Raw genomic sequence first — 25,719 nt, forward strand, 5'->3', positions numbered from 1 at the left:
TTCATTTAGCGCCGGTTAATGCAGATATATCTATTTTTACCAACAGGTCTTTCGGACTGATGGGGTTTTTCACCCTTGTTTCAAGCTCTTTTACAACGAGATATGGAGTGCGTGTTTCTATTGAATATAAGATCTCGCTGAGGACATGAGTATCGGGCATTACAGCATCCAGACTAACGGTTATAACTTTATACTTGCCCAGGTCTTCGGGTCGGCCTACCCTTTGACTCGATATCGCACCTCCCTTCTCAACAACGATCCCTGTGACAATTTCCTGAAGAGTTGCTGCAGCGAGGGAAGGAGTCTGTCCTTCGATCAGTTTGGAAGCATCTGACTTGCTTTCGGTTTTTAATAAGCTGATCTGCTTTTCTATCATGGGTTTTTCTGCTATCAGGGCCATGTACTTCTGCATCAGTTTAAGCTTGATCTCCTGTTCTTCTTTTACAGAAGCCTTGTCAGTTCTTATGCCCTGATAGCCATACTTGTACGCAACCATGAAGACCAGGATGAGCATCAGCGGGACCGCAAAAAAAAGTGTCTTATTTCTTTTCATTATTTATTTTTTCACCGGTGCTGTTATTGAGGTCTTCCAACTCCATCTTTATATTGAACCGCTCGGCATTCATTCTCTGATCCCTGATAGTTGGAGACGAAAACTCCACCTTTCTGAAATATTTTGAGGCCTCTAATTTAGGCAAAAGCTCGGTTGCTGTGCCTGCATACCCTTCGATTTCGACTGATGTTGTCGTGAGCCTTACCCTTGATAGCCAGGCTGTTTTGGGGAGTGTCGAGGTAAGTTCTTTTATGATGTTCAGTGTCATAATCCGGTCATGCTTGAAATTCTGTATGGAGGAAATATCTGAACGGAGAGATTCAGCTTCCTTTATTAAATCTTCGACTTTTCTTGCCTCTTCTTTTTTTGCGGCGATTTTTTCGGATATTTCCTGAAGCTTCCTTTTCTCTATCTTGAGGGGCGCAATCCTATATCCCCCCAGGACTGTCATGATTATCAGCAACAGCAGTATCGTCAGGGCGTAGGGGACTTTTTGTTTTTCATGACACCCTTTCTTCAGCAGATTTATCTCCTCAGTCTTCTTCCCTAAGGATTGCAATACACTTCCGACTGCGGCCCAGGGCACATCGTTCAGTGGTTGCGGCAAGCGCAGACCAATGTCTGTTTCCTCCAGAAATCTGAGCGGCATACCCACCTTTGCCTTGAGCATCTCTTTAAAGACAGGGTTATTATCTCTTAACAATGCAATAATTTCAGGGGCGCTGTTTCTGCCCTTAGACGACTGAAGCAAGGACGTAATCTCTGCACAGAGTATCGTAACCTTTGCTGTTTCATCACTCCCCGTGAACGTACCCGAAAAATTGTGTGCCGGCAGGCCATTGCTGAAAAGAGCTCCCTCGTAACTGCTCTTTCCTGCTTCCAGAAAAAGGAAGTCCGATTTATCAGCTCTATGGCTGTATAAGGTGCCGATTGCAGACAGATTTACGGTGATCCTGTCCACAACATAACCGCCTTCCTTCAGAACATCCAGATATGGCTTAAGCTGGTCGGTTTTTACTGCCATGAGCAGTATGGATAACCGTTCCCCCTTGTCTTCAACTACCCGAAAATCAAAAAAAGCCTCTTCAGCAGCAAAGGGAGTCAGCCGATCGAGTTCATAGGCTATTACCTCGTTGAGATTATCTTTCACCGTTGAGGGGAGGTCTACAGTTCTGACAATCGTCCATTCCTTCGGGATGCTGAGGGTTATACCTGACTTTGGGAGGTCAAATTCGCTGAATGCCAATGACAGGGAAGACAACAGTTCTTCCGGTTGCGGGTAGTGGTCTTCTGTATACAGGTATTTCTTTATTCTTTTAATGCGAATTGCTGAAAGAACACGAGTCCCGTACGCCAGAGAAACATTTCCTCTCTGTAAGGCAACTGAGATTTCTTTCAGGGGAAAGATACGGTCGTCTGCAGGACTCAAGGTGAGCACCTTCAGGATGGCATCCCATATTCCGGACAGTTTAGCTCCCTGCCTGGGAGGGACGATGAGTATATTCCTGATATTTTTCATATGGCTCATGGTGCACTATCGGCAGGACTTTTATAGTAATTGTATTTGAATCTATTATTACCATCAAGAGTGATCGTGGCCCGGAGAGGATAACCGGCACGCTCTGTGCCAATAAATCCGGCTGATTCAATGGTAAATGAAATGGCCTGCATCAGGCCAATATAACGTGATGCCAGAGAATAGTTATTTCCGAGAACTCCCTGGATATCCTGTATCTCCCTGGTCTCCCTGACAGCAAGCAGAGCATCAGCAAGCTCAGGAGTTATTCCGGGTATAGCCAATAAGACCTCTTTAGGTGCGGCATTTATATTGATCTGTTTCGCTCCTGAATGGACCGTAAGAAAATCAATTATTCCCTTTTTTCCCCGATCTCCATAAAGTATCTCAGGGGTCATACCTTTGATCAGAAGAAGCTCCTCCAGGGTTTCAAAGTAAGCATTTTTTGCCTTATACGGGTTTGGTAAAGACATATAATAGTCATCTTCTGCACCATGCAGCCGGTGAAGGTTGTCCGGATCCTTCCAGTCCATGATTGAATCCACAATAGTCTCTGTGTGATCGGCGTTTACGCCGAGATTTAGCAATAAAGTTTTTAATATTAACTCAGGCGTTGTATTTATGTCTACCTTGCCGCTTTCGTTCACAATGCTGATCGTGTAGTACCCATTGTCGGTTAATAGCTTGTACCGTCTGCCGTCTGTTCTCCAAACCTCGCTTCCTGCTATTACCGTTGGTGCATTCCTGTTTTCATTCAGATAAAATAACTCGGCTATCCCTCTTTCTATTCCGGCTTCAGCAAGGAATTTCTTTTCGACTGTCTGCCTGAAGGACAGGGCGGCATAGGCTTCTGTCCGTGCCATATACGAAAACGAAAAAACAATAACGGTCAAAATGGTCAGAACCCAAAGCACCATGAGCAATGCAATGCCTCGCTCTGTCCCCGAAGCCGCTCCTGTCCAGTCACGGGTTCCTGACTGAATGACTGTATTGAGACGTATCTTCCGCACGCTCTACTTTCCTTTTTTTTCAGATATGCCTTGCTTGTCAATAGCCCGGTTTGGCATAGTCTGCGATAGTGTTCCGGCTGTCCTCAGCGGTATGATCATCGAAATATCCTTCTCTCCGTAAAGAAGATGCAGTTTTATTTTTCCGGGGATATTCGCCATATCTGTCCAGGCTTCCACCCATCTCCCCTCTTCCTCCGTAGGGTCCTTGAAAAAATACTCGAAATGTATTGCATCAGCTGAGCGGAACAGTTTTGATTCCCTATTGCCGGTCATGCCTATAATATTCTCGGATATTGATAATAACTGTTTCCCTGTATCATCCGACTCGACCTTGTATCTGACCAGTACATACCCCTTCTGGCCTCCCCACAGGGAATAGTTGGTGGCAAGCTGCAGCGAACCCCTGTTCCCCTGAAAATAGTATTTTCTTTCACCCTGTTCCTCGTAAGAAAGCGGGATCTGGGACTGGATCTGCGAGTCGATGATAGTAAAAGATGCCCGTATCCTTTCAAGGTGGTCGATCCTTTTTTCTCCAGCGCTGACCGTGCGCAGGCCAAGCCGCATGGCACCTGTCGCAATTAAGGCGATGGCCCCTATCATAACAAGCGAGATAAGCAGTTCAAGAAGCGTGAACCCACGGGAATCATTACACAGCAGAAGATATCTTTTCTGACAACCCGTGCCCGGGCCGGCCGGTTTTATCCCGGGAATAGGGTAATTAGCTTTCCACATATTCAGCTGAGGGCTCATATCTGTTTCTTCACCATCTTCAGGGTTTTGAGGTTAAAAGTCCTTTCTTTTGAGCCCTTAGACCAGAAGACCGTCAGGCTGATCTCAAGCAGTTCAATCTGAAGATTTTTCGTCCTGTCACTTTCAGTCCTTCTCACAACAGCATCTATTCGGTAGCCATTCCCCGTTGACTCAGTCCAGACGCGCTCTGCCAGGGTCTCGCTATCGAGGATCTCTCTCATCTTTGATTCTGCCAGGATAACGGCATGGGATATATCATCCGACTTCACTATCCCTTTCAGATTTGCCGAGAAGAGTTCAAAAATAGCAGCTAATGCAATGCTCAGCAGTACCAGGGCAACAAGTACTTCGAGAAGGGTAAATCCTCTGTCAGTACTGCTGAATACAGGATATCTTTTTTGTCTGTTGGGTTTCATCTATCGAATTATCACGGCACCTGCAACAGGGTCTATATCTATTCGTGCCACCCTGGCGTTATTCCAGAGAATGACTGTTCCGCCTTCGGTGCTCCCTGTCGCCTGGAAGGCGATAGGGTAGCTGCCGCGTGTAAGTTCACCTGCCAGCGGGTCTATTATTTTGAAGAATATTCCGGATGGCAGGGTTTTTCCGGTCTGTCCTTCCATGCCATAGCTCTTTGCGTCCATATTTATTATGACGATCTGCTTTTCTCCGTTACGCTGTGCAAGATGTTTAGCCTGCCGCATGGTGGCTGCAATTTCTCTTGCCGTTGCATTAAATCTGCCGGTCGGGAGTGTATTTGCAAAAAAAACCGAAGAGAGGCCAAGCATGAGCGTAATCAGGAAGAGCACAATTATCAGTTCAAGCAGTGTAAAGCCGGTTCTGTCGAGTTTCATGCCTTATTGCCGGGCATTTATAACGGCAGGTCAGTCATGCTGAATATGCCCATCAGCATCGAAAGAACGATGAATCCTATGATCAGCCCCATGCCCAGGATCAGTGCCGGTTCGAGAAATCCTATGAACCTTTTCATGGCAGTTTTGAGACCCTTTTCGTATGTGGATGCGACCTTCAGCAGCATTGTATCGAGTTGACCCGTCTCCTCGCCTACCTTTATCATGGACAGGGCAAGGGGAGGAAAAACATTTGCATTGGATAATGGCCCTGCTATACCCTTGCCCTCTTTTGCGCCTTTTGTAACCGCATCGATTGTCAAGGCTATGACCTGGTTATTAATGATATCCTTTGCGTTTTTCAATGCCTGAAGAAGGGGCACCCCGCTTTTTAAAAGTGTGCCGAGGGTCCTGGTAAACCTTGCTGTTTCAAGCTTGACGATTACGTCTCCGATGAGTCTTAGCTTGAAAGCATCCCATCTGTGCCTGCCATCCGCAGACCGCATGTAGTTTCTGAAGGCAACCCATCCTGCCACGGCTGACAAGAGGATTATCCACCAGTATGATTTCATGATAATGCTGAATTTGATAAGAGCCCGAGTTGGCAGCGGCAGGGATGCGCCCATTTCGCTGAATATGATCGAGAATTTTGGAAGGACATAGACCAGAAGAATGATTATCGAGAACCCGCCTGTAATAAGCAGGATAGCCGGATAGATCATTGCAGAAAAAATATGTTCCTTGAGCTCTCTTGAGGATTCAAGGAACTCATTCAATTTATCCAGGACGACGTCCAGTACACCGCCGACTTCGCCTGCCCTTATCATGTTTATATACAGTTTTGAGAACATTTTGGGATGTTTCTGCAGGGCATCAGAAAAGGAACTGCCCTCCCTGATCGATTTGAGGATAGACTGGATGACGACTTTCATCTCTTTGCCTTCAGATATCTCAGCGAGCATATTAAGGGATCTGTCAATCGGCAAGCCTGCACTCAACAGTGCGGAAAGCTCTGTAGTGAATGTCAGCATATCGCCCTTTGACGACCTGAACGATAACTTTCTTTTGGTGCCTTCGGATGAGGCGCCGATTTTTAAGGGGATAATACCTGAGTTTTTCAGCCTGTTAATTGCAGTCGGTTCATCAGCAGCTTCTATTACACCTTCAACAATTTGGCCGTCCGGGGTGGTGGCCCTGTACGAAAAAATGGGCACTTATGTCTCCTGTGTTACCCTGAGTACTTCGCTCAGGGTAGTGATCCCCGCCCTGATTTTTTCAGCGCCATCTTCCAGAAGGGTCTTCATCCCATGCTGTCTGGCCATAGCTCTTATCTGATTTGAATCAGCATTTTTCAACCCAAGTTTTCGGATGTCGTCGTCAATAATCAGGAGTTCAAATATGCCGGCCCTGCCGAAATAGCCGGTATGAGCACACTGCTCACACCCTGCGCCTCTGTACAGTGAAGTCTCCCTCTCGATCCCGAGTTTCAAGAGCTCTTCTCTGTCAGCGGTTGAAGGGTCTGTCTCCTTGCAGGAAGGGCATATTAGCCTTACGAGTCTCTGCGCAAGCACCCCCCTGATTGTAGATGACAGAAGAAAACTTTCAACACCCATATCAAGGAGCCTCGTGAGAGCGCTCGGTGCATCATTTGTATGCAGGGACGAAAATACCATATGACCGGTCAATGCTGACTGGATGGCGATTTCGGCAGTTTCGAGATCTCTGATCTCGCCTATCATAATGATGTCAGGGTCCTGCCTGACAATATGTCTGAGCGTATTCGAAAAATTAAGGCCTATCTGCGGTTTGACCTGGATCTGATTGATTCCCTTGAGTTGATATTCAACCGGGTCCTCAACCGTGATTATTTTTTTTTCGGGTGAATTGATCTTATCCAGAGCTCCATAGAGAGTAGTCGTCTTCCCGCTTCCCGTAGGGCCGGTTACCAGGATGATCCCATTGGGCTTTCCGATCAGCTGCTGAAATTGTATGAGCATCTTTGGCGGAAAACCGAGAAGTGCCAGGTCTATTGTTATGCCTTCTTTGTGAAGAATTCTCATGACAACGCTTTCACCATGAAGGATCGGTATGGTGGATACCCTAAGATCCACCTCTTTTTCTCCCACCTTAAGTCGTATGCGTCCGTCCTGCGGCAGCCTTCTTTCCGCAATATTCAATTTTGCCATGATCTTGATCCTTGAAATGATTGCGGCCTGCAGTTTCTTGGGGGTGGATTCTGCATCGTGCAATACGCCATCGATGCGGTACCTGACCTTTAATTCATCATCGAACGGTTCTATATGGATATCGCTTGCGCGTCCCTCGACCGCTCTGGTTATTAGAAGGTTCACAAGCCGTATGATGGGGGCCTCTGAAGCAAGATCCTTCAGATGTCCGATATCCTCTTCATCTTCCCTGACGAACTCGAACCCCTTTTCCCCCATATCTTCCACAATCTTGTTTATATCCTGCGATTCCTGACCATAGAATTTGGCTATATATTCACCAAGGGCCCTGCGGTCAGCCGCAAAGACCCGGATTTCTGCAGACGTTGCGACCCTGAGGGCATCTATGGTCTCCCGGTCATCAGGGTCTGCCATTGCCACTTTCAGCACGTTTTGCTTCAATTCCAGGGGAATAACCATGTTTTCGCGAATAAAGCGGGGAGATATGGCAATAAGCACGAACGGCACTTTTGGGAGGTCTTCACTGTTAATAAATGGTCTTTTTAAGGCAGAATCTGCTGTGGTCAACATGTTGAAAATTATAACATACGGGTAGTTTTTTTACCAAAATCGGGGTCGTTCCATAGGGATTTCACGACCATGCTAAACCAAGAAATTTCTTCTCAATATCTCTGCGCGAAAGATAAGGCCGCACAAGCCCAAATCTGTGCCCTATTTATGCATGTGGCACATTACTTCAAACGAACTAATTGCCAGTAAAGTTCTGACCTGTGACATTGGCTCCGCTGACAGTGACTGCCCTGTTGACAGGAGTAAACGTATTTCCAGGCTTAGCTGGAGTGACCGTATAGTTGCCATTTGCAAGTCCCGTGAAAGAGTAATTGCCTGATGCATTGGTAGTTATAGTGCCACTGGCGGCCCCGGATAAGGTCATCGTAACACCGGACAACGGACCGCCTCCAGGACCAATGCCTCCCGAAGTTGCCACACTCCCGGAGATGGAATAGGTCGCTGCTGAGGCCTGGGCAGTAAAGTTCTGACCTGTGACATTGGCTCCGCTGACAGTGACTGCCCTGTTGACAGGAGTGAAAGTATATCCGGCAAGACCTGGCGTAACCGTATAGCTGCCATTTGCAAGTCCCGTGAAAGAGTAATTGCCTGATGCGTCGGTTGTTGTGGTGCCACTGGAGGCTCCAGAGAGTGTAATCGCAACACCGGACAACGGGCTGACGCCGAGCGTTACTGTGCCTGAGATTGAGTAGCTCCCAGGAACGGCAGCCTGGGCAGTAAAGTTCTGGCCTGTTACATTGGCGCTGCTGATTGTGACAGCCCTGTTGACAGGCGTGAAGGTATATCCGGTTCTGGATGGAGCAACGGTATAGCTGCCATTTGCGAGGCCAGAGAATGTGTAATTACCCGATGCGTCGGTTGTTGTTGTGCCACTGGAGGCTCCGGAGAGTGTCATCGTTACGCCGGACAACGGGCTGCCCGATCCCCCACCTGGACCAATGCCCCCACCTGAAGTTGCCACATTCCCGGAGATGGAGTAGTTCCCTGGGACGACAGTCTGAGCAGTAAAGTCTTGGCCTGTAACATTGGCACTGCTGATTGTGACTGCCCTGTTTGTCGGAGTGAAGGTATATCCGGCAAGACCCGGCGTGACTATATAGTTGCCATTGGCAAGACCGGAGAACGAGTAGTTGCCAGACGCATTGGTTGTAGTGGTGCTGCTTGCAGCCCCGGATAGGGTCATGGTGACCCCGGACAGGGGATTGCCGCCTGAGGTGACCGTGCCGGAGATGGAATAGGTCGCTGCTGAGGCCTGGGCAGTAAAGTTCTGACCGGACACATTGGCGCTGCTGATTGTGACTGCCCTGTTTGTCGGAGTGAAGGTATATCCGGCAAGACCTGGCGTGACTGCATAGTTACCATTGGCGAGGCCAGTGAACGTGTAATTGCCTGAGGCATTAGTAGTTGTGGTGCCACTGGAGGCTCCGGAGAGTGTTATAGAAACTCCGGACAAAGGACTACCACCGGAAGTGACCGTGCCGGAGATGGAATAGGTCGCTGTTGAGGCCTGGGCAGTAAAGTTCTGACCTGTGACATTGGCTCCGCTGACAGTGACTGCCCTGTTGACAGGAGTAAACGTATTTCCAGGCTTAGCTGGAGTGACCGTATAGTTGCCAGTTGCAAGTCCCGTGAAAGAGTAATTGCCTGATGCATTGGTAGTTGTAGTGCCACTGGCGGCCCCGGATAAGGTCATCGTAACACCAGACAACGGACCGCCTCCAGGACCAATGCCTCCCGAAGTTGCCACACTCCCGGAGATGGAATAGGTCGCTGTTGAGGCCTGGGCAGTAAAGTTCTGACCTGTGACATTGGCTCCGCTGACAGTGACTGCCCTGTTGACAGGAGTGAAAGTATATCCGGTTCTGGATGGAGTAACCGTGTAGTTACCGTTAGCAAGTCCGGAGAACGAGTAGTTGCCGGATGCGTCGGTTGTCGTGCTGCTGCTTGCAGCCCCGGACAGGGTCATAGTGACGCCGGACAGGGGATTGCCGCCCAAGGTGACTGTGCCTGAGATTGAGTAGGTTACTACCGCGCCTGCTGTTGCAGCAAGGAGATTAATGCGGGGTTTGGTGATAAAATTTCTTGAATCAGTAACCAATACCCCTGTGCCTGTCATGCGCTGGACAGTCTGGTCTGGAGTGTCTGAAGGAAAGGCTCCTGCTCCTTTCAATACCGCAATAGACCCGGCAATATGGGGTGTTGCCTGCGAAGTGCCATACATTATCCACCCTCCGGCAGTAATATCAGCACCCGGCGCCAGTATGGTCAGGAAGTTGGAGCTGTTCGAAAAACAGGTCACTTTGTCAGGAGCCGTGGTTGAGTCAGTACAGCCCGAATAGCCGACCCCCCCAATATTACCGTCATAAACTGCGCCTACCGAGACTGCAGCAGGCACACACGCAGGAGAAGATATACCGTCAATATATGAATCATTGCCTGATGCGATAGCCGCAAGAATCCCTGCTGCCTTCGCATTGTTGATCGGTGGAGCAAAGACATCATCCGGACAGGGCGCAGGGTTATTGGCCCCATCACCAAGACTCAGGTTCATGGCCACAATGTTATACGCTGACTTCTTCGCAATAACCCAGTTGATGGCAGCAATAATGTCCGAATCCCATCCTGAGCTGCCGGTGAAAACATCAAGCCCTATGATTTTTGTATCAGGTGCAACACCCGCCACAATGCCTGAAACATTACTTCCGTGACCGTTATCATCGAGCACCCCGTCGCTGGGTGCAAAATCATGAACACAGGCAACCTTGCAGCCTGCAGGGGCTGCAGGTGGCGCTGCCAAGCAATTCCCACCTGGACAGCAGTCAGCAGGCGGTGTTGTGCCGCAGGAACCTGGGGAGTTATTAAAAGCAGAGTGCAGATAATTTACGCCAGTATCAAGAACTGCTACTGCTGTGTTGCCACCCTTTAGGCCTAAGGCAGCTACCTGAGGCTGATTGATAAAAGGAAGACTTGACGTGAGAACCGGATACTTTACTCCATTAGGAAAAATCTTCAGCACACCAGGTTGGGACAGCAGTCTCTGCATGCTATTGAGGGAGTCCACTCGCATAAATACCATCGGAAGATGACTGTAGTCTGTTATGACCTCCTGCTCTCCAACAGGCAGAATACCCATGATTTCTTGCTTCAGGACTTCATATCTTGCCTTCTTCACCTCAAGTATCTCACTTGTGTCATGACTGGAGCCGATAGCTGATCGCATTGTTGCTGCTTCATTCTGAACAGCAATATCGTCGAAAAGAACTATGATCTCCTCGGACTGTCCTGCGGCCACAGCCTCAAGGACCTCAAGAGGAGCCTTGTCAATACCTGCAGCTTGAGCATATGCCCTGGTTACGTTAAACAACGTAACAATTGCCACCAGATACACCAAAAACTTCATATACAATCTATCATTTACCGATATAATCATTTCAAGAACCTCCTACTTTACTTATTTAGTATAGTAATCACTAAGAGAATTAAGCAAACTTTTTGCTGCGTCTGTAACACGCTGCCTGAAGGTACATGAAACAGCCGGAAATCGACGGACTTTTTCTCCATGGGGCATATTATTACCACAATTAGGAGCAGCTTTAATCCGGAGACAATATTCTGCGAAATCTCCTGTGTGATACAATTACAGATAATGCGCGAAAAGTGGCAATGCTGGCTGGTTTGGTGAGTGATAGTGATCGCGGCTCAAAATAACACAAGTCAGAAAAGGTCATGCAAGGTGAAGGTAGCCTGGAAGACAGCGTTGGGGCATGTCAGAGAGAACAATGAAGATGCCGTCCTGGTCGATGAACAGCATCGCATCTTTCTGCTTGCAGACGGCATGGGCGGACACAATGCCGGAGAAGTTGCAAGCGATATCGCGGTAAAAGAGGCACATGCCTTTATCCTGAAAGAAATAGAGCAGGCAGGGGATGAACGTGCGGTGCTGGCTGTCATGGAAGAGGCTTTGTACCGGGCGCACCGCGCTGTTCAGGCCAAGGCAGCATCCGATGAGGCGCTCTATGGCATGGGAACAACGCTTGTTGAACTGTATATCAGAGACGGAAATGCATTTGTCTGTCATGCCGGTGACAGCAGGGCCTATCTGTTTCGGGACACATTACGGAGAATTACCAGGGACCATACCTTCAGCGATGCGTATGCCGAACATGGTCCCCGGAAGGGTGAAAAGGTTCCCCAGCGCATGTGGCATGCTCTTACGCAGGCGGTTGGACCTCGTGCATGTCCTGTCCCGGACACAAAAACTGTAGCACTGCTTCGCGCGGATATTCTGCTTCTCTGCTCTGATGGACTGACAGACATGCTGGGTGATGACGATATTCAGGATATCCTGTCAGTGCATAACGGGGAGATGAGCAGTGTGGTGGATGCCCTGGTCCGCAGTGCAAATAATAAAGGTGGCAAGGATAACATATCTCTGATTGCGGTGATGCAATAATCCATGACTGATCCAATAAAGGGCGAGACTGCCGTACCGGAAGCGGTCATCATCGCCTGCAGCAGTTGTCAGGTAAAAAACAGGGTTCTCAGATCAAGACTGCCGGAACAGCCGAAGTGCGGAAAATGCGGGTCTTTGTTGAACTCTGGCCTAAAGCCTCCCACCGGCAGATCTGAGCCGCGGTCTGCCGAAAAACCCCGATTCGGGCAAGATCGGGAAAGCCCTGTTTGTTCCGGGGAACGAAGCTATAAGGTCGATGACGTGATCGGTGGAAGATATCAGGTCCAGGAAATATGCGGCGGCGAAGGCAAGAGCGCCATGGGCATTGTCTATGTCTGTTACGACTGTGAGCACCAGAGGTCGCTGGCACTGAAGACATTGCAGAACAGATATCTTGACTCAAAAAAAACCATGGATAATTTCAAGAAAGAGGCGCTCGCCTGGATATATCTTGAAAAACATCCCTATATCGTCAGGGCATACTGGGCCCGCGAGATCGATCACCATATGTTCATCGGCTGCGAGTACATATCTCCTGACGGGTTGGGCAGAAATACGATCACGCCATATCTGAAGAGCCCGTTCTCTCTTAAGCAGACATTGAAATGGGCGATCCAGTTCTGTTACGGCATGGAATATGCCTGCTCAAAGGGTGTCACACCTCACCGTGACATAAAGCCGGATAATATCATGATAACTATGGACGGCGATGTGAAGATCACGGATTTTGGTCTTGTCGGACTATGGAACAAGGCTGAGCAGACAGAGGAGATCAGGGATCTGATACAGAAGAACCAGAAAGGGCTGACATTCCTTTCGACCTATAACAACAGGATAGTTGCCGGTTCGCCTCCGTGGATGGCTCCGGAACAGTTTTACGGCGTTTCTGAGGTGAAAAGTGATATCTACAGCTTCGGCATCATTCTTTTTCAAATGGTGAATAACGGAAAACTCCCCTTTGAACCGCGGAAAGGCGATACCTGGAGGCATGCTCATAAGGACTATCCGATACCGAAAATACCCGGAAAAGGAGAGGTTCTTGCCGACGTTATCACAACGTGTCTGCAGAAGAGACGTGATAAACGGTATGAAGATTTTCGTTCCCTGAGGATGGACCTTGAGAAGATATTTCATCGGGAGATCACAAAGAGAACAGGAGAAAAACCTCCGCCACCGCCCCATATTGAGGATCTTAAAGATGGCGAGCTTATCAATAAGGGCATGTCGCTGACCAATCTTGGCCTTGTTGAAGAAGGGATCAGGAACTACAGAGAAAGCATTCGGCTGAACCCAAAAAATGCGGATGCACACTATAATCTTGGCAATGCATTAGCACAGAAGGGTCTTTTTAAGGAGGCGATCATCTCTTATCGCGAGGCTCTCCGCATTGATAGTGATCTGAATGCTGCGCATTTTAATCTCGGGATCGCCTTGTTCAATAGCGGGCATATAGACGCGGCAATAACGGAATACAAAGAGGCATTACGATCCAATCCCGATTTTGATGCAGCCTATGTGAATCTTGGCGTTGCGCTGTATAAAAAAGGCTTGACCGATCAGGCAATTGCTGCGTACAAAGAAGCGGTCAGGATCAATCCGTACTTTTCCGAGGCTTATTATAAACTCGGCATTACCTATCTTGCAAAAAATGATCTTGACGATGCGATACAGTCGTTCAGGGATGCGGTGAGAATTGCTCCCCAATATGCTGATGCCCATAACAATCTCGGCACAGCCTATATGAGGAAGGGGCAGACCGATGAGGCCGTCATTGCGTATGGAAAAGCTGTTGTGAAAAAAGCCGGCTTTGCAGATGCCTATCACAATCTGGGCAGCGCCTTTATCAGAAAAAATATGTATCGTGAGGCATTAGGCGCATATGAGGAGTTTGTCAGGTATTCGCGTCCGCAGGACAACCGTCGGGACAAGGCAAAGGAAATGATCGGGAAATTGCGTGATCACCTGCAGAAAGGCCAGGGGTGATCGAACAGCCTGACAGAATACAATGAAGGGGTCGCCTGTTCTTAGGGTAATGCCTTCCAGGTTATATTGGAATCGCTATCCGGCCAGGTGCACCATGCCCGGTACTGCTTACCCTGGCTTTCCCATATTACATAGGCTGTACCGTCAAAGGAACATTCTGATCTAATGATCTTGCCCCTGGTCTGCAGGATATGGTGTTTCAGCCTGTCTATGGGGTGCTCAAAGGATATGGACGCAAACTGGTCCATTGTATCTCTTTCATTTTCGAAGTTTTCGACTGCCTTAGGCTTGCCGCTCATCATGTCCCCCTATCATAATTAGATACGTTATTTGTCCCGTATTACGATACAATATTTCGTCCATCCCGGGCCAGTCTGAGACAAATGGCAGCAATCTTCCAGAGTTTTGAATTACCCGCATCAAAGTATATGTCAGCCTTCTGCCGGAACGCCGCGGTGCGCTGGCCGGTAATGCCTAAACTTTCCTTGAAATGAAAATCAGCACTTTTATATAATAACAGACGGCATGCGGCTAACGTATGGGCGTCTTATGCCAGAGTATGGGCAGAGACGCTTTTTTTGCCTATTCTTAAAGAACAGAAGGTAGAGGTAACAGATATGTGCAGACTTGCCGCGATTACATCAAAAGAATACATCTCGCCCATGGAGCCTGTCCTTGCCCTTGAGACCATGAAAGAGGGACATGACGGATCAGGTCTCGGTTTGACGCTCAAGGATCTTGGGGGTGAGTTCGAGAAGCTGAAGAAGTATCCGGTCCTTTCGGGCATCTGTTCCCGGGACGGCAGGAAGGTCCTTGACGACTATATGAAGAGACAGGGCTTCAAGCTCAAACATGAGTGGAAGCCGAAGACGCGTCCCGTGGACGATATCATCAGCCGCGGCCATTATTTTGCCCGTGCCTATGATTACCCTGAGGCTTGCAGGAACAAGCCTGTAAAGGACAAGGAAGAACTCCTGATGTGTACGCGGCTTGCCCTGCGGAGGCTGGGAGAGTCAGACGGCTCCATCTTCGCCTTCTCTTTTTATCCTGATGTGATCACGATCAAGGAGGTCGGTGACCCGCTTCAGGTCGCAGAATTCTTCGGTCTTGACAGAGACAGTCTTAAGGCAAAGATCATCTTTGCCCAGGGAAGGCAGAACACCAATTATGCGATCTATCTCTATGCCTGTCACCCTTTCTTCATCCAGGGGTATTGTTCCATGACCAATGGCGAGAATACGGCATTTGTGCCGATCAGGGAATACCTTTCGAGCAGGGGTTTCGCCGGGTACACAGGATACAACAGCGACAGCGAGGTCTTTACCCACATCCTTCACTACACGGTGAGGCAGCTCGGGTTTCCGCTCCATTATTACAAGGATGTCATAACCCCTCTCAAATCGGCAGAGATCGTAAAAAGATCCGACGCTGATGCGGTGGGGCTGATGAAGCAGTCCATGCGGCAGCTCTGTATTGACGGCCCCAACATGGTGATCGGGTTTACACCTGACAACAGGGTATTCATGGTGCAGGATTCGAAGAAGCTCAGGCCGGGTGTTGTGGGCGGCATGAAGGGCAGATACGCCCTCATGTCGGAAGAATGCGGCGTTGACAGCGCTGTGCCGAAAAGGGACAGGACAAAGGATATTTTCCCGATGAAATACGATATGGTGATCATTTCACCGGATGCACAGGAGGTGAAGGTATGGAACCAGCTGCACGGTTAGACAATAATCATAAACTCTCGCTCAGGGAGTTCCCCTATATCATCCGCTGGAGGGATGACCCCCTCTGCCGACGCCGTCTTCTGTTCGGCAGGTTGTCCAGATGGTCGAGCAGGTGAAGGATATGGAACGCTACTGCACAGGCTGCGGTTCCTGCACACTGGTATGCCCGAACGAGGCGATCGAGCCGGAGCTTAATCCCCAGTCCAAGTTCCTCCACTATAAGAACAAGGGCGGTGATGGATATAAACGGGGCGGAAGAAGGAACGATCCGGCTGTATCAACGCTTGACAGGCTGAAGTTCACCAGGATATCGATGCTCACTGACCCTGCGCTTGATGCGGGAAGGCATGAGTTCCGGATCAGGACATTGTTAGGCCGGGTCATGTCGCCCGAACAGATGCCGCTTTCGGTGGTTGGCGACAGGCTCCGGATGGACAAGAAGAGCGATATCTTTATCCCGCCGGTCCGGGAGATATACCCGATCATGATCGGCTCCATGTCTATCGGCGCGCTTTCCCCGCCTATGTGGGAAGGCCTTGCCATGGGAGTGGCATACCTCAATGAAGTCGAGGGAATGCCTGTTGTGATGTGCTCGGGAGAGGGCGGTATGCCGCCACGGCTGCTCAGATCCCGCTATCTTAAATATTTCATAATCCAGATAGCCTCGGGCTATTTCGGCTGGGACGAGATCGTCAGATCGATCCCGCATATGATCGAAGACCCTGCTGCCATTGAGATCAAATACGGTCAGGGAGCAAAGCCCGGGGACGGCGGTCTGCTGATGGCAGCGAAGGTGCTGAAGCTGATCTCGAAGATCCGCGGCGTGCCCCAGTTCGTTGACCTTGCATCGCCTCCGACTCATCAGACGAAATACTCGATCGAAGAGGCGGTCGCAAAGATGATCCAGTCCATGTCCATGGCCTGGGGCTTCAGGGTGCCGGTCTATCCGAAGATCTCAGGGTCCAAGACCGCAAAGGCAGTCCTGAATAATCTTGCAAGGAACCCCTTTGCCGCAGGACTCTGCATTGATGGTGAGGACGGCGGTACAGGCGCAGCATACAATGTTTCGATGGACAAGATGGGACATCCGATCGCATCGAACATCAGGGAGTGCTACCTTGACCTGGTAAAGCAGGGCAAGCAGAACGAACTGCCGCTTATTGCAGCAGGTGGTGTCGGCAAGAAGGGTAATCTCGCGGCAAATGCGGCCGCGCTGATCATGCTTGGCGCATCAGGCGTGGCGATCGGAAAATACATTATGCAGGCTGCAGCAGATTGCTTTGGCGATGAATACAACCGTTGCAACCTCTGCAATGTCGGCAAATGCCCGCGCGGTATCACGACGCAGGACCCGAAGCTGTACCGGCGGCTTGATCCAGACAAGGTGGCAGAGCGCGTTGTTGAGGTTTTTAAGGCAGCAGACACTGAGCTGAAGAAGATCTTTGCTCCCCTGGGGAGATCGACAGAGCTGCCTATCGGCATGTCAGACGGCTTGAGCGTTGACGACAAAGCAATTGCAGAGAGGTTGGGAATAAGCTATGCGTGCTAAAGGCGGCAAGAAGTTAACAGTAATGAGTAATGAGAAGAAAAACACAAAGAAAAAAGATTCTTTACCCATCACCCATCACCCATCACCCTTTACCATTAAGGGTAATGTCAGCGGCAATCGTGTTCCTTCCCGGATACTTGAGGAACAGATCCAGGAGGCTGTGAAGAGCGGTGTTCGCGAGCTGCGCGTGATCGCTGAGGGTCAGCATGGCATTGGCGGCCGCATCTGGCCGAAAGGCGAGACCATAAAGATCACGGTTGAAGGTACGGCAGGCCAGAGGATCGGCAGCATGGGCATGGATGGGACCGAGATCCTGGTTAAAGGCAGCGCTTCTGATGATGCAGGCTGGATAAACTGCGGTGCAAAGATCACGGTGCTCGGCGATGTTACGAACGGCGCGTTCAATGCTGCTGCGCAGGGCATTCTTTATGTGCAGGGCGGCGGCGGTGCGCGCTGCGACACCATGACCAAACGCAATCCGCGCTTTGAACCTCCGCAGTCCTGGTATTTCAGGAATGTCGGGGACTCCTTTGCAGAGTTCAAGGCAGGGGGCATTGCAGTAGTCTGCGGCGTAAATTCCCGGAATCCCGAGAACATATTAGGATACCGTCCCTGTGTCGGCATGGTCGGCGGCACTATCTATTTCCGCGGCCCGATCCAGGGTTACAGCGAAAAGGATGTGAAGCTTCTTGACCTTACTGAGCAGGACTGGGAATGGCTGACGACGAACATGAAGCCCTATCTCGAAGCGATCGACCGGACTTCTCATTACGAAGAGCTCACCAGCTCTGTTTCAGACTGGAAAAAGCTCATGGCTTACACGCCTCAGGAGAAGAGGGCGAAAAAGCCGCTTAAGATGTCCACGGTCGACTTCCGCAAGAACAACTGGGAAAAGGCTGTTGGCCAGGGAGGGATCTTTGCCGAATACCTTGACCATGACCTTACCCTGCTTCCTTACATTACGACCGGCAGAGAAAGAAGAAACAAGCCGATCTGGGCGAATGAGAAATATAACCCTCCCTGTGCCTATGCATGCCCAACGCTCATTCCTTCGCACAAAAGGGCAACGCTTATCAGGCAGGGTCTGCTTCAGGAATCTCTGGACCTGGTGCTCAGATACAGCCCGCTTCCTGCAACGGTCTGCGGCCAGATATGTCCGAACCTCTGTATGACAGGCTGCACCAGAGGCCTCATTGACAAGCCTCTTGCGATCGATAAGCTCGGCAGTCTTGCCCTTGATCTGCCTGCTCCGAAAAAGGAGAAGCCGACCAATCATAAAATAGCGGTCATCGGCGGCGGGCCCGGCGGACTCAGCGCTGCCTGGCAGCTTGCCCTTAAGGGACATAGCGTAGATCTTTATGAGGCATCAGGAAAGCTCGGCGGAAAGATCGAACATTGCATACCGCGGGAGCGTCTGCCGCACCAGATCCTTGAGAAAGAGCTGTCGAGGTTCAGCGAGCTTGGGGTAAAGGTTCAGCTTAATGCCGAGATCGACCGGAAGAAATACGGTGAGATCTACAAGGAGCATGAGATCGTGATCGTTGCTGTTGGAGCACAGAAGGGCCGGATGATCCCATTCCCCGGTTCCGATCATGTGGCTACTGCGTACGATTTTCTGAAGGAGACGAACAGCGGCAAGATCCACGACCTCAAAGGCAAGAAAGTCGTGGTGATCGGTGCCGGTAATGTAGGTATGGACGTGGCGTCCGAGGCGTACAACTTCGGCGCAGAGTCGGTCATTGCAGTTGATATCCAGAAGCCTGCTGCATTCGGCAAGGAGATGGAAGCTGCAACGTCAAAAGGCACGCAGATCCTGTACCCGAAGATCACCGAACGGTACGATCATGCAGGGAAGATGATCTATTTCAAGGACGGTTCTTCTCTTGACGCGGATGTGGTGATCATCTCTGTCGGCGATGTGCCGGTGCTCGATTTCCTCCCTTCCGACGTCCATACAGAGCGCGGCTGGATCGCGGTCAACAACATCAACCAGACCTCCGACGTAAAGGTCTTTGCTATCGGCGATGTAACCGGCCTTGGGCTGGTGACCCACGCGATCGGCCAGGGAAGACTTGTTGCAGAGACCGTGCATTATCAGCTCATGCATGCACCGCGCGCGCCGGAGATCAAGCAGGTCATTTCGTATGAAAAGATCAAGCGGGAATACTATGAGGCAAGCACCGGAGACTTCACGGTCGAGAAAGAAGGGCATAAATGTCTGTCCTGTGCGTCCTGCCGTGACTGTCACATGTGCGAGGCGACCTGCTACTGGGGTGCTATCAGCCGGAATGAGCTTGAAGGCGGGGCGTTTGAGTATGTGGTTGATGAGGAAAAATGCATCGGCTGCGGATTCTGCGCAGGTATCTGCCCGACCGGGGTCTGGGAGATGATAGAGAACGTATAAACAGTATCTTCATGATGATTAAAAGGGCCTGCAAACTTGCAGGCCCTTTTTTTATTGTTGATCGTGATGAGGAGCAGGCCGGTCTTCAGAAAACCCTACTTCATCTTTCTCGGGTTAACGCCGAAGGTGATTGCGCCAATCACCTTGCTGCCGTCCTTTACGGGGACTGAGACCTGTACGATCTCCTCGCTGATACTTTTGTCGAAATTGACTTCGGAAATATGGATCGCCCCTTTTCCACCCTTGTAGGACTCAATGAATTTGTCTTCGTCGCCCTGCCAGTAATCAGATGTCTTGTTGGTCATGCAGACGTTAGCTCCCTGATTATCCATCGCAAATATCTCGACGATCTGCGGCAAGGTCTTTGTTATCTCTTTCAGACGTTTAGCACATTCAGAGTCCATAAGACTCCTCATGAAGTCGTTAACACCGGATACAGCCATCCATTTATTATCTGCTTCCTGGATCTGAGATAGGGTCTTGCCCCTGGCATTTTCTTCTTTCACGGCGGCTACGATTACCGCGTCTGTTCCGTATTTCGCAAGCGTTGCGGCGAGATCAACTACCTTCTGCGGTGCTTTGTCGCCGGCGAATGCGCAGGTCACAGAAACGGAAAACCAGATAGCACAGAGCAGCATTGCAGTCTTCTTCATGGCATGTTCCTCCCTTTTTTGCTATGGATATTCATGTAATACCAGACAAATTTATGATACTCCCTGTGGTGCGGATTTGTATAGATATGCTATGGTTGCTGCCATCAGTGAGGCGATGAAGGAGAGAAGGCTGACATAACGGTCAACCATGGAGGGGACTGAGGGGCTATTTTATTTTCAGAAAAGTTTGCTGACCGGCTTTTCTCTGCCCAGAATTCGACAGATCGCCTGGGCAAGATCTTTTTCAACAGAGAAGGCTCCTTCGATATGCAGTTCAAGGATAAAATCGATCTTGTCGATCAGGCGCTTCATGTTCTTGATGCATCCGGTGATCTGTATGATCTGGACGTTCTTCATGTCCAGCAGCCTGCTGATCTGGGCGTACTCTGCGTCGCTCCTGCCATAAACCTCATCAATGATCAGGATGACCGGCTGGGTGATCGTTAAAAACCCCTCTATGTCCTCGATGATCCTGATGTCTTTCTTTAATGAATTGATATACGTGAGGTATTTTTCATAGCTTCCCGGCCGCATCTTGCCCTCATAGTCAAGAGGGTTTCCCAGGTAATAGACATTGGTCGCATCTTTTACCGCCTGTACCGTGTTTGTGATCTTGCCGACACCCTCGACACCGCAGATAAGGATATTCTTGCCCTGAGCGATCGCCTTCCGTATGTTTTCGATGTTGTTTCCGGTGAAGGAATTCTGGACCGGATGTTGTGTATTTTCTTTCTTCATATATCAGGTTATAAAGGATTGGCTACATTTTAGCATATTAGCTATCCTGATATCGGGCGTATGGATGTCATATCAGCACCGTGGCCGGAGAACGTTCTATAATAAAAAAAGCAGCGATAGACAACTGAGCGATGGAAGGATGACACAACATGGATGACGTAAAGAGAATCCGCTACTACCACTTTATTGCAGGGGTGCTTGCGAATCAGCAGAATGACACTCTATGCAGTGACTGCAAGGCATTTACAAACAGTGTGCAGCATGTCCGGGAAGGCGTGGCTGAGTTTCTTGATGTCCAAGCAGCCGAACTGCCGGCCCTTTCGGAACAGGACTCGGCCATGCTTGCCGACATCAGGACGATGCTTGCCGATCTTCATCCTGTGCCGGACGCTGTCGGTCAGAAGAAGGCAGGAAACTGCAATCTGCCGCAGGGCGTCTGTTTTGTGAAATCCTCGAAGGCACTTATCGAAAGGGTCTGCTCCTGATCAAATGAGAAACGGTTATGCTTTCCATCAGCAGTAAGAAGCTTCTCAGGCGGCTGTACATAGCAGCAGGGTTGATCCTGCTCATCGGTGCTGTTGCCGCATTTCTTCTGCCGCGCTTCATCAGCAGGGAAATGGTCCGGGAGAAGATCGTGTACATCCTCTCTCAGAGCATCGCCGGCACAGTCACTTTTCAAGAAGCGGATATATCCGTGTTTCCCCTTCCGCGCGTCATTATCCGGAATGCGGGCCTGACCATTCCGGATAAGGTGAGCGGAACGATCAGGACCGTCACGATCTTTCCTGCGCTGAGACCTCTTTTCCGCGGAGAAGTGAGACTTGCAAAGATGCAGATAGATGAACCGTCTTTTACCCTCCGTATCCCTGCCGAAAGAGATGATAAGATAGAGACTCTTGATGAGATAGTCGTCTTGATGCGTTCGCTGACCCTCGGTGCGCCGGATATCAGGCTCAGCATTAACCATGGGGGCATTGTTCTTGAGAAGCCTGGCCGCTCTCCGGTTTCTGTGAAGGATATCTGGCTGCGCGCAGAGCTTACAAACACGAAAGACGAAGTTGTACTCACCATCGACAGACTGAGCAGCACAGACCCCGGCATGTTCCTGTCCGGAGCATTCAGGGTCAACCCTTCTGCAAATATGATCGGCCTTGAGGCAAAGGGAAAGGGTCTTGATATCCCTTCTGTGAGACACGCGACCCTTGCCTTTGCAGATGATGTCCCGGTGCTGCTGGAGATCTTTGATATCCTGAGAGGAGGCACCGTAGAGCAGATCTCTTTTGTGAGCAGCGGCAGTGCCCTTGCTGACCTGGGGAAAGCGGCGAACATGAAGATCAAAGGAAGACTGAATAAGGGTGCCGTTATGCTTTCCCGGCTCGGTCTTGATTTCAGGGATGTCAGCGGAAACTGCGATATAACAGAAGGCATTCTCCAGGGCAGTGAGCTCAGGGGTGAGCTTATGCATTCGCGGATAAGCGACGGCAAGCTCAGGATCGGCCTGAAAGGAAAGGATGCGCCATTTCAGGCTGATGCAGCTGTCTCTGCAGATATGAAGGACGTTCATGCTGTTCTGAACCGCGTAGTAAAGGATCCCGAATTTCATCAGGAACTTGGTCATATACGGACAATGGACGGCAAGGCAGAAGGAAGACTTGCTCTGGGCGAAAGTCTGGCATCAGTCAGGGCAAAGGTGGATATTACAAAACTGAAATTTTCTGTCAACTATGACAGGGTTCCCTTGCCCATAGCAGTTCACCAGGGAGGCTTTTCCTATGATGATACGGGAGTTGCTGTGAAGGACCTGGCGGGAACGATAGGAACGTCTGCTTTTTCCGGGTTGGCTGCAGGGCTGCAGACCGGAGACAGGGCTTTTCTCAGGATCCTCTCAGGGAAGGGGACCATTAATGCTGCAGAGGTGCATCGCTGGCTTTCGTCTTATGAGAAACTGAAGGCCCTGCCCGGCAAAATAACCTCTGTCAGCGGCAGGTTTAATCTGTCTTCCCTGGCCTTTCAGGGGCTGGTTATGAATTCGCAGAACTGGGATCTCACACTGTCTGGTACAGCCGAAAAACTGATGATTACTACTCCGCTTTTACCGGGCTCCCTGACCGTGAACAGCAGCAAGTTTGCCCTCAAGACCGGTCAGCTCACTTTTTCCGGTGCCGGTGTCAGATTTCTCGATGCCTCTCCGCTGATATCAGGTTCTCTCAATACATCGCTTGAGAATGTGAGAAAGGCCGATATCAGGCTTTCAGGGATGGTCGGTCCAAAGGCATTGCAATGGATAAAAACTGCCTTCAGTATTCCTGAATACATAAGGACCGACCAGACCATTGCCGTTTCAGATGCGCATCTGACATGGCAGGAAAAGGGGGAGACAGCATTTCAGGGTGCAATGAGGACAGAGACCGGGCAGGCTGTCGTGATAGAGCTTGCAAAGGGTCTGGACCGCCTGACGATCAGCAGACTCGAACTGTCAGATGCAGTATCAAAAGCATCGTTCAGCATTGATCTTCAGGAAAAGAAAAAGCAGCTGAGCTTCAAGGGCAGACTTGATACGTCTACTGCAGCCAGGATCATTACCACGCCGCAGATACAGGGCGGCATGGTGCAGGGCGATATTTCTGTCGGGTTCAGCGAGAGGGGCTCATCGGATATCATCGCCCAGGGCAGGCTCCGGGGCGAAAAGATCGTTCTGCCGTGGAAAAAGGATCTGTCGGTCATGATCGATTCAGTGGCATTAAACGCTGACAGGGGCAGCATTATCGTAGACTCTGCCCGCATCAGGCTCGGCGAACATGCTGTCTTTCTGAAGGGGAATGCAACGCCAGAGGCGGGCGGCGTGGTTGTTGACCTGGATATATCTTCTGATCGTATTGTATGGGATACTGTCATGAGGTCGGAGGGTGACAGCTCCAGGGAGCGGCTGCAATCAGAAAAGAAGAAAAAGCCGTTGAATGTTCAGGGTGTTGTCAGGCTGAAGGCTGAGAGGTTAGATTACCAGGGATTTTTGATTGCACCGTTCAGTGCGGACGTTACGCTGAATACGGGAAGAACGGATGTCAAGATAGGCAAATCCCGGGTCTGCGGCGTAGCGACGATCGGGGATATCAGCATTTCATCTGATAAGGCGGACCCGGAAATAGGCATTGACCTGCATTTCGACGCATCAGATCAGGAATTGAAGCCGACTGTCACCTGCCTCTCCGGGGGAAGGAGCGACGCCACGGGGCGGTTTGCGCTCAACGGCCATCTGAAGGGCCGCGGCAGGGTTGAGGATCTCAAGAAGCTCGTCGAAGGGAAGGTCGAACTGATCGCAAAAAAGGGGATCATTTATCGCTACAAGACACTGGATACGGTCCTTGATTTTCTTAACAGGGGCGAGGAGCTCAGCGGACAGATGCCAGACCTTGATAAAAGCGATCTCTCCTATGAATTGCTCAAGGTCACTGCTTCAGTCGGCAAAGGGTCCCTTGTTGTCGAGGAGGCCATTATTGACAGCGCGCTTATTGAAGTTGTTGCCCAGGGCTCGCTGAATCTCATGGATAACCAGCTTGATCTGAACGTCATGGTAGCTCCGCTGAGACAGATGAACAAGTTGATCGGAAAGACCCCTATCATCGGTGATCTGTTGGGCGATTCAGTGATCTCAGTGCCTGTTAAGGTTACGGGAACCCCGGCCGAGCCGAAGGTAACATATCTCTCGCCCTCAGCGATTGCTTCCAGCCTTGCGGGCATGATGAAACGCACCTTGAACCTGCCGGTGAGCATACTGTCCCCCCTGTTTCCAAAGGCAAGGCAGGAGTAAGAGGCTGAACCTTGCCGGAACTCACGGGGTTCATGGAAAGTCAGCTTAAGGCACGGCTATCATCCGACTGCGTTAGTTCTTTGCCTTCTTCTCTATCTGGCTAAGGATGCCGTGCAGCATATTCAACTCCCAGTCTGTGAGGCCTGCGCGGGCGATGAAGTGCTTCAGGTTCTGCATGATCTTTGCCTCGATATCCCGGTCACCGCGCGGAATGTATTCAAGCAGTTTCAGTATTTCTGCCATGCGATCGTAGAGTGTATGTATCTCTTCGTAACTGACGAGCTGTGTACCGAACTCCCCTGATTCCATCATCCTTGGCGACGGTTTCTTCCTGCTGTTTCTCGTTCTGCTTTTTTCTGCCAACCCCTGATCCCCAACCCCTGACTCCTGACTTTCATATCCCGCCTTCAAAAGCTCATAGGCAACGATCAATACAGCCTGCGCAAGGTTCAGCGATCTGTGCTCTTTGCTCGTCGGGATCGTGAGCAGGAGACCGCATTCGTCAACCTCTTCGTTAAGGAGTCCCTTGGCTTCTCTGCCGAAAAGTATAGCGACCTTGCCTGCCTTTGCCCTCTCAATGATCTTTTTTGCCCCCTGCTCAAGCGGAAGGATCATGCCCCTGCGCTTGCCGGTCCTCCTGCTGGTGCCGACCACAATCGCCTTGTCCGCTATCGCGCTCCTGAAATCGGGATATGATCGTGCTGTTTCCAGAACATCAAGGGCATTGCAGGCGAACCAGCGGGCCTCATCCGTAAGCTGTGAAGGAGGGTTCACCATGCAGAGGTTCATAAAACCCATATTTTTTATCGCACGGGCAGAAGCGCCGATGTTGCCCGATTCCTTTGGTTCGACAAGAACAAAGGAGACATTGTCTTTCCAGTTTACCATACAGTAGTTTATCAATTTTCTGGCCATATTTTCAGGGATTCCGATTCTTTACAAAGGCTCTGCTATGCTTTATTATGTAC

Annotated in this window: 19 protein-coding genes and 1 pseudogene; 7 read left to right on the plus strand and 13 right to left on the minus strand. The window is 50.2% G+C overall.

Features of this window, described 5'->3' with window-relative positions; all coding sequences use genetic code 11:
- Position 1: 1 nt before the first annotated feature.
- The 9 genes from HZB62_06890 to HZB62_06930 form a co-directional block, all read right to left on the minus strand.
- Positions 2 to 553 carry a hypothetical protein gene (locus tag HZB62_06890; GenBank protein ID MBI5074878.1) on the minus strand — a complete coding sequence of 184 codons (552 nt, stop codon included), beginning with the start codon at positions 551 to 553 and terminating at the stop codon, positions 2 to 4.
- Positions 540 to 2,081 carry a pilus assembly protein PilM gene (gene pilM / locus HZB62_06895; protein ID MBI5074879.1) on the minus strand — a complete coding sequence of 514 codons (1,542 nt, stop codon included), beginning with the start codon at positions 2,079 to 2,081 and terminating at the stop codon, positions 540 to 542. Before pilM ends, HZB62_06890 begins: the two co-directional genes overlap by 14 nt.
- Positions 2,078 to 3,079 (minus strand): general secretion pathway protein GspK, encoded by a 1,002-nt coding sequence (locus HZB62_06900; GenBank protein ID MBI5074880.1) that lies wholly within the window; start codon positions 3,077 to 3,079, stop codon positions 2,078 to 2,080. Before HZB62_06900 ends, pilM begins: the two co-directional genes overlap by 4 nt.
- A gap of 3 nt (positions 3,080 to 3,082) precedes the next feature.
- Positions 3,083 to 3,829 carry a prepilin-type N-terminal cleavage/methylation domain-containing protein gene (locus HZB62_06905; protein MBI5074881.1) on the minus strand — a complete coding sequence of 249 codons (747 nt, stop codon included), beginning with the start codon at positions 3,827 to 3,829 and terminating at the stop codon, positions 3,083 to 3,085.
- Positions 3,826 to 4,245: a prepilin-type N-terminal cleavage/methylation domain-containing protein gene (locus tag HZB62_06910; protein ID MBI5074882.1), complete on the minus strand. Its 420-nt coding sequence runs from the start codon at positions 4,243 to 4,245 to the stop codon at positions 3,826 to 3,828. Before HZB62_06910 ends, HZB62_06905 begins: the two co-directional genes overlap by 4 nt.
- The gene (locus HZB62_06915) at positions 4,246 to 4,683 is read right to left on the minus strand and encodes a prepilin-type N-terminal cleavage/methylation domain-containing protein (protein ID MBI5074883.1); all 438 of its coding nucleotides are present in this window, start codon (positions 4,681 to 4,683) and stop codon (positions 4,246 to 4,248) included.
- A 17-nt stretch (positions 4,684 to 4,700) separates the two neighbouring features.
- Positions 4,701 to 5,894, minus strand: coding sequence for a type II secretion system F family protein (locus HZB62_06920; protein MBI5074884.1), 1,194 nt, complete (start codon positions 5,892 to 5,894; stop codon positions 4,701 to 4,703).
- Positions 5,895 to 7,436, minus strand: a complete 1,542-nt coding sequence (gene gspE, locus HZB62_06925) for a type II secretion system ATPase GspE (GenBank protein MBI5074885.1) — start codon at positions 7,434 to 7,436, stop codon at positions 5,895 to 5,897.
- A gap of 175 nt (positions 7,437 to 7,611) precedes the next feature.
- Positions 7,612 to 10,836, minus strand: coding sequence for a carboxypeptidase regulatory-like domain-containing protein (locus HZB62_06930; GenBank protein ID MBI5074886.1), 3,225 nt, complete (start codon positions 10,834 to 10,836; stop codon positions 7,612 to 7,614).
- 333 nt (positions 10,837 to 11,169) lie between these two features.
- Between HZB62_06930 and HZB62_06935 the strand changes: the two genes are divergently transcribed.
- Both HZB62_06935 and HZB62_06940 read left to right on the plus strand, forming a co-directional pair.
- On the plus strand, positions 11,170 to 11,889 hold the full coding sequence (locus HZB62_06935; GenBank protein MBI5074887.1) for a serine/threonine-protein phosphatase: 720 nt from the start codon (positions 11,170 to 11,172) through the stop codon (positions 11,887 to 11,889).
- Positions 11,890 to 11,892: 3 nt separating this feature from the next.
- Positions 11,893 to 13,872 (plus strand): tetratricopeptide repeat protein, encoded by a 1,980-nt coding sequence (locus tag HZB62_06940; GenBank protein ID MBI5074888.1) that lies wholly within the window; start codon positions 11,893 to 11,895, stop codon positions 13,870 to 13,872.
- Between the two features lie 41 nt (positions 13,873 to 13,913).
- On the opposite strand, the gene HZB62_06945 is transcribed toward HZB62_06940, so the two are convergent.
- Positions 13,914 to 14,174: a hypothetical protein gene (locus HZB62_06945; protein MBI5074889.1), complete on the minus strand. Its 261-nt coding sequence runs from the start codon at positions 14,172 to 14,174 to the stop codon at positions 13,914 to 13,916.
- A gap of 315 nt (positions 14,175 to 14,489) precedes the next feature.
- Here HZB62_06945 and HZB62_06950 point away from each other — a divergent pair, with 315 nt between their 5' ends.
- The 3 genes and pseudogenes from HZB62_06950 (at position 14,490) to HZB62_06960 (ending at position 19,552) form a co-directional block, all read left to right on the plus strand.
- Positions 14,490 to 15,599 (plus strand): glutamate synthase, encoded by a 1,110-nt coding sequence (locus tag HZB62_06950; protein MBI5074890.1) that lies wholly within the window; start codon positions 14,490 to 14,492, stop codon positions 15,597 to 15,599.
- A pseudogene (locus HZB62_06955) lies at positions 15,578 to 17,148 on the plus strand (4Fe-4S binding protein). The gene HZB62_06950 and the pseudogene HZB62_06955 overlap by 22 nt, the downstream one beginning before the upstream one ends.
- Complete coding sequence (locus HZB62_06960; protein MBI5074891.1) at positions 17,138 to 19,552, plus strand: FAD-dependent oxidoreductase; 2,415 nt, start codon at positions 17,138 to 17,140, stop codon at positions 19,550 to 19,552. Before HZB62_06955 ends, HZB62_06960 begins: the two are co-directional and overlap by 11 nt.
- Positions 19,553 to 19,647: 95 nt before the next feature.
- Here HZB62_06960 and HZB62_06965 read toward each other — a convergent pair whose 3' ends face one another.
- Positions 19,648 to 20,190 (minus strand): hypothetical protein, encoded by a 543-nt coding sequence (locus HZB62_06965; protein ID MBI5074892.1) that lies wholly within the window; start codon positions 20,188 to 20,190, stop codon positions 19,648 to 19,650.
- A 192-nt stretch (positions 20,191 to 20,382) separates the two neighbouring features.
- Positions 20,383 to 20,943 (minus strand): hypothetical protein, encoded by a 561-nt coding sequence (locus tag HZB62_06970; protein ID MBI5074893.1) that lies wholly within the window; start codon positions 20,941 to 20,943, stop codon positions 20,383 to 20,385.
- Between the two features lie 149 nt (positions 20,944 to 21,092).
- On the opposite strand from HZB62_06970, the gene HZB62_06975 reads away from it, so the two are divergent.
- Both HZB62_06975 and HZB62_06980 read left to right on the plus strand, forming a co-directional pair.
- A complete protein-coding gene (locus HZB62_06975) occupies positions 21,093 to 21,428 on the plus strand; it encodes a hypothetical protein (protein MBI5074894.1) in 336 nt (111 codons plus the stop codon).
- 17 nt (positions 21,429 to 21,445) lie between these two features.
- Positions 21,446 to 24,751 carry an AsmA-like C-terminal domain-containing protein gene (locus HZB62_06980; protein ID MBI5074895.1) on the plus strand — a complete coding sequence of 1,102 codons (3,306 nt, stop codon included), beginning with the start codon at positions 21,446 to 21,448 and terminating at the stop codon, positions 24,749 to 24,751.
- A gap of 72 nt (positions 24,752 to 24,823) precedes the next feature.
- On the opposite strand, the gene HZB62_06985 is transcribed toward HZB62_06980, so the two are convergent.
- Positions 24,824 to 25,666: an RNA methyltransferase gene (locus tag HZB62_06985; GenBank protein MBI5074896.1), complete on the minus strand. Its 843-nt coding sequence runs from the start codon at positions 25,664 to 25,666 to the stop codon at positions 24,824 to 24,826.
- Between the last annotated feature and the right edge of the window lie 53 nt (positions 25,667 to 25,719).

This window comes from Nitrospirota bacterium, assembly GCA_016214855.1.
Lineage (GTDB): Bacteria > Nitrospirota > Thermodesulfovibrionia > Thermodesulfovibrionales > UBA6898 > UBA6898.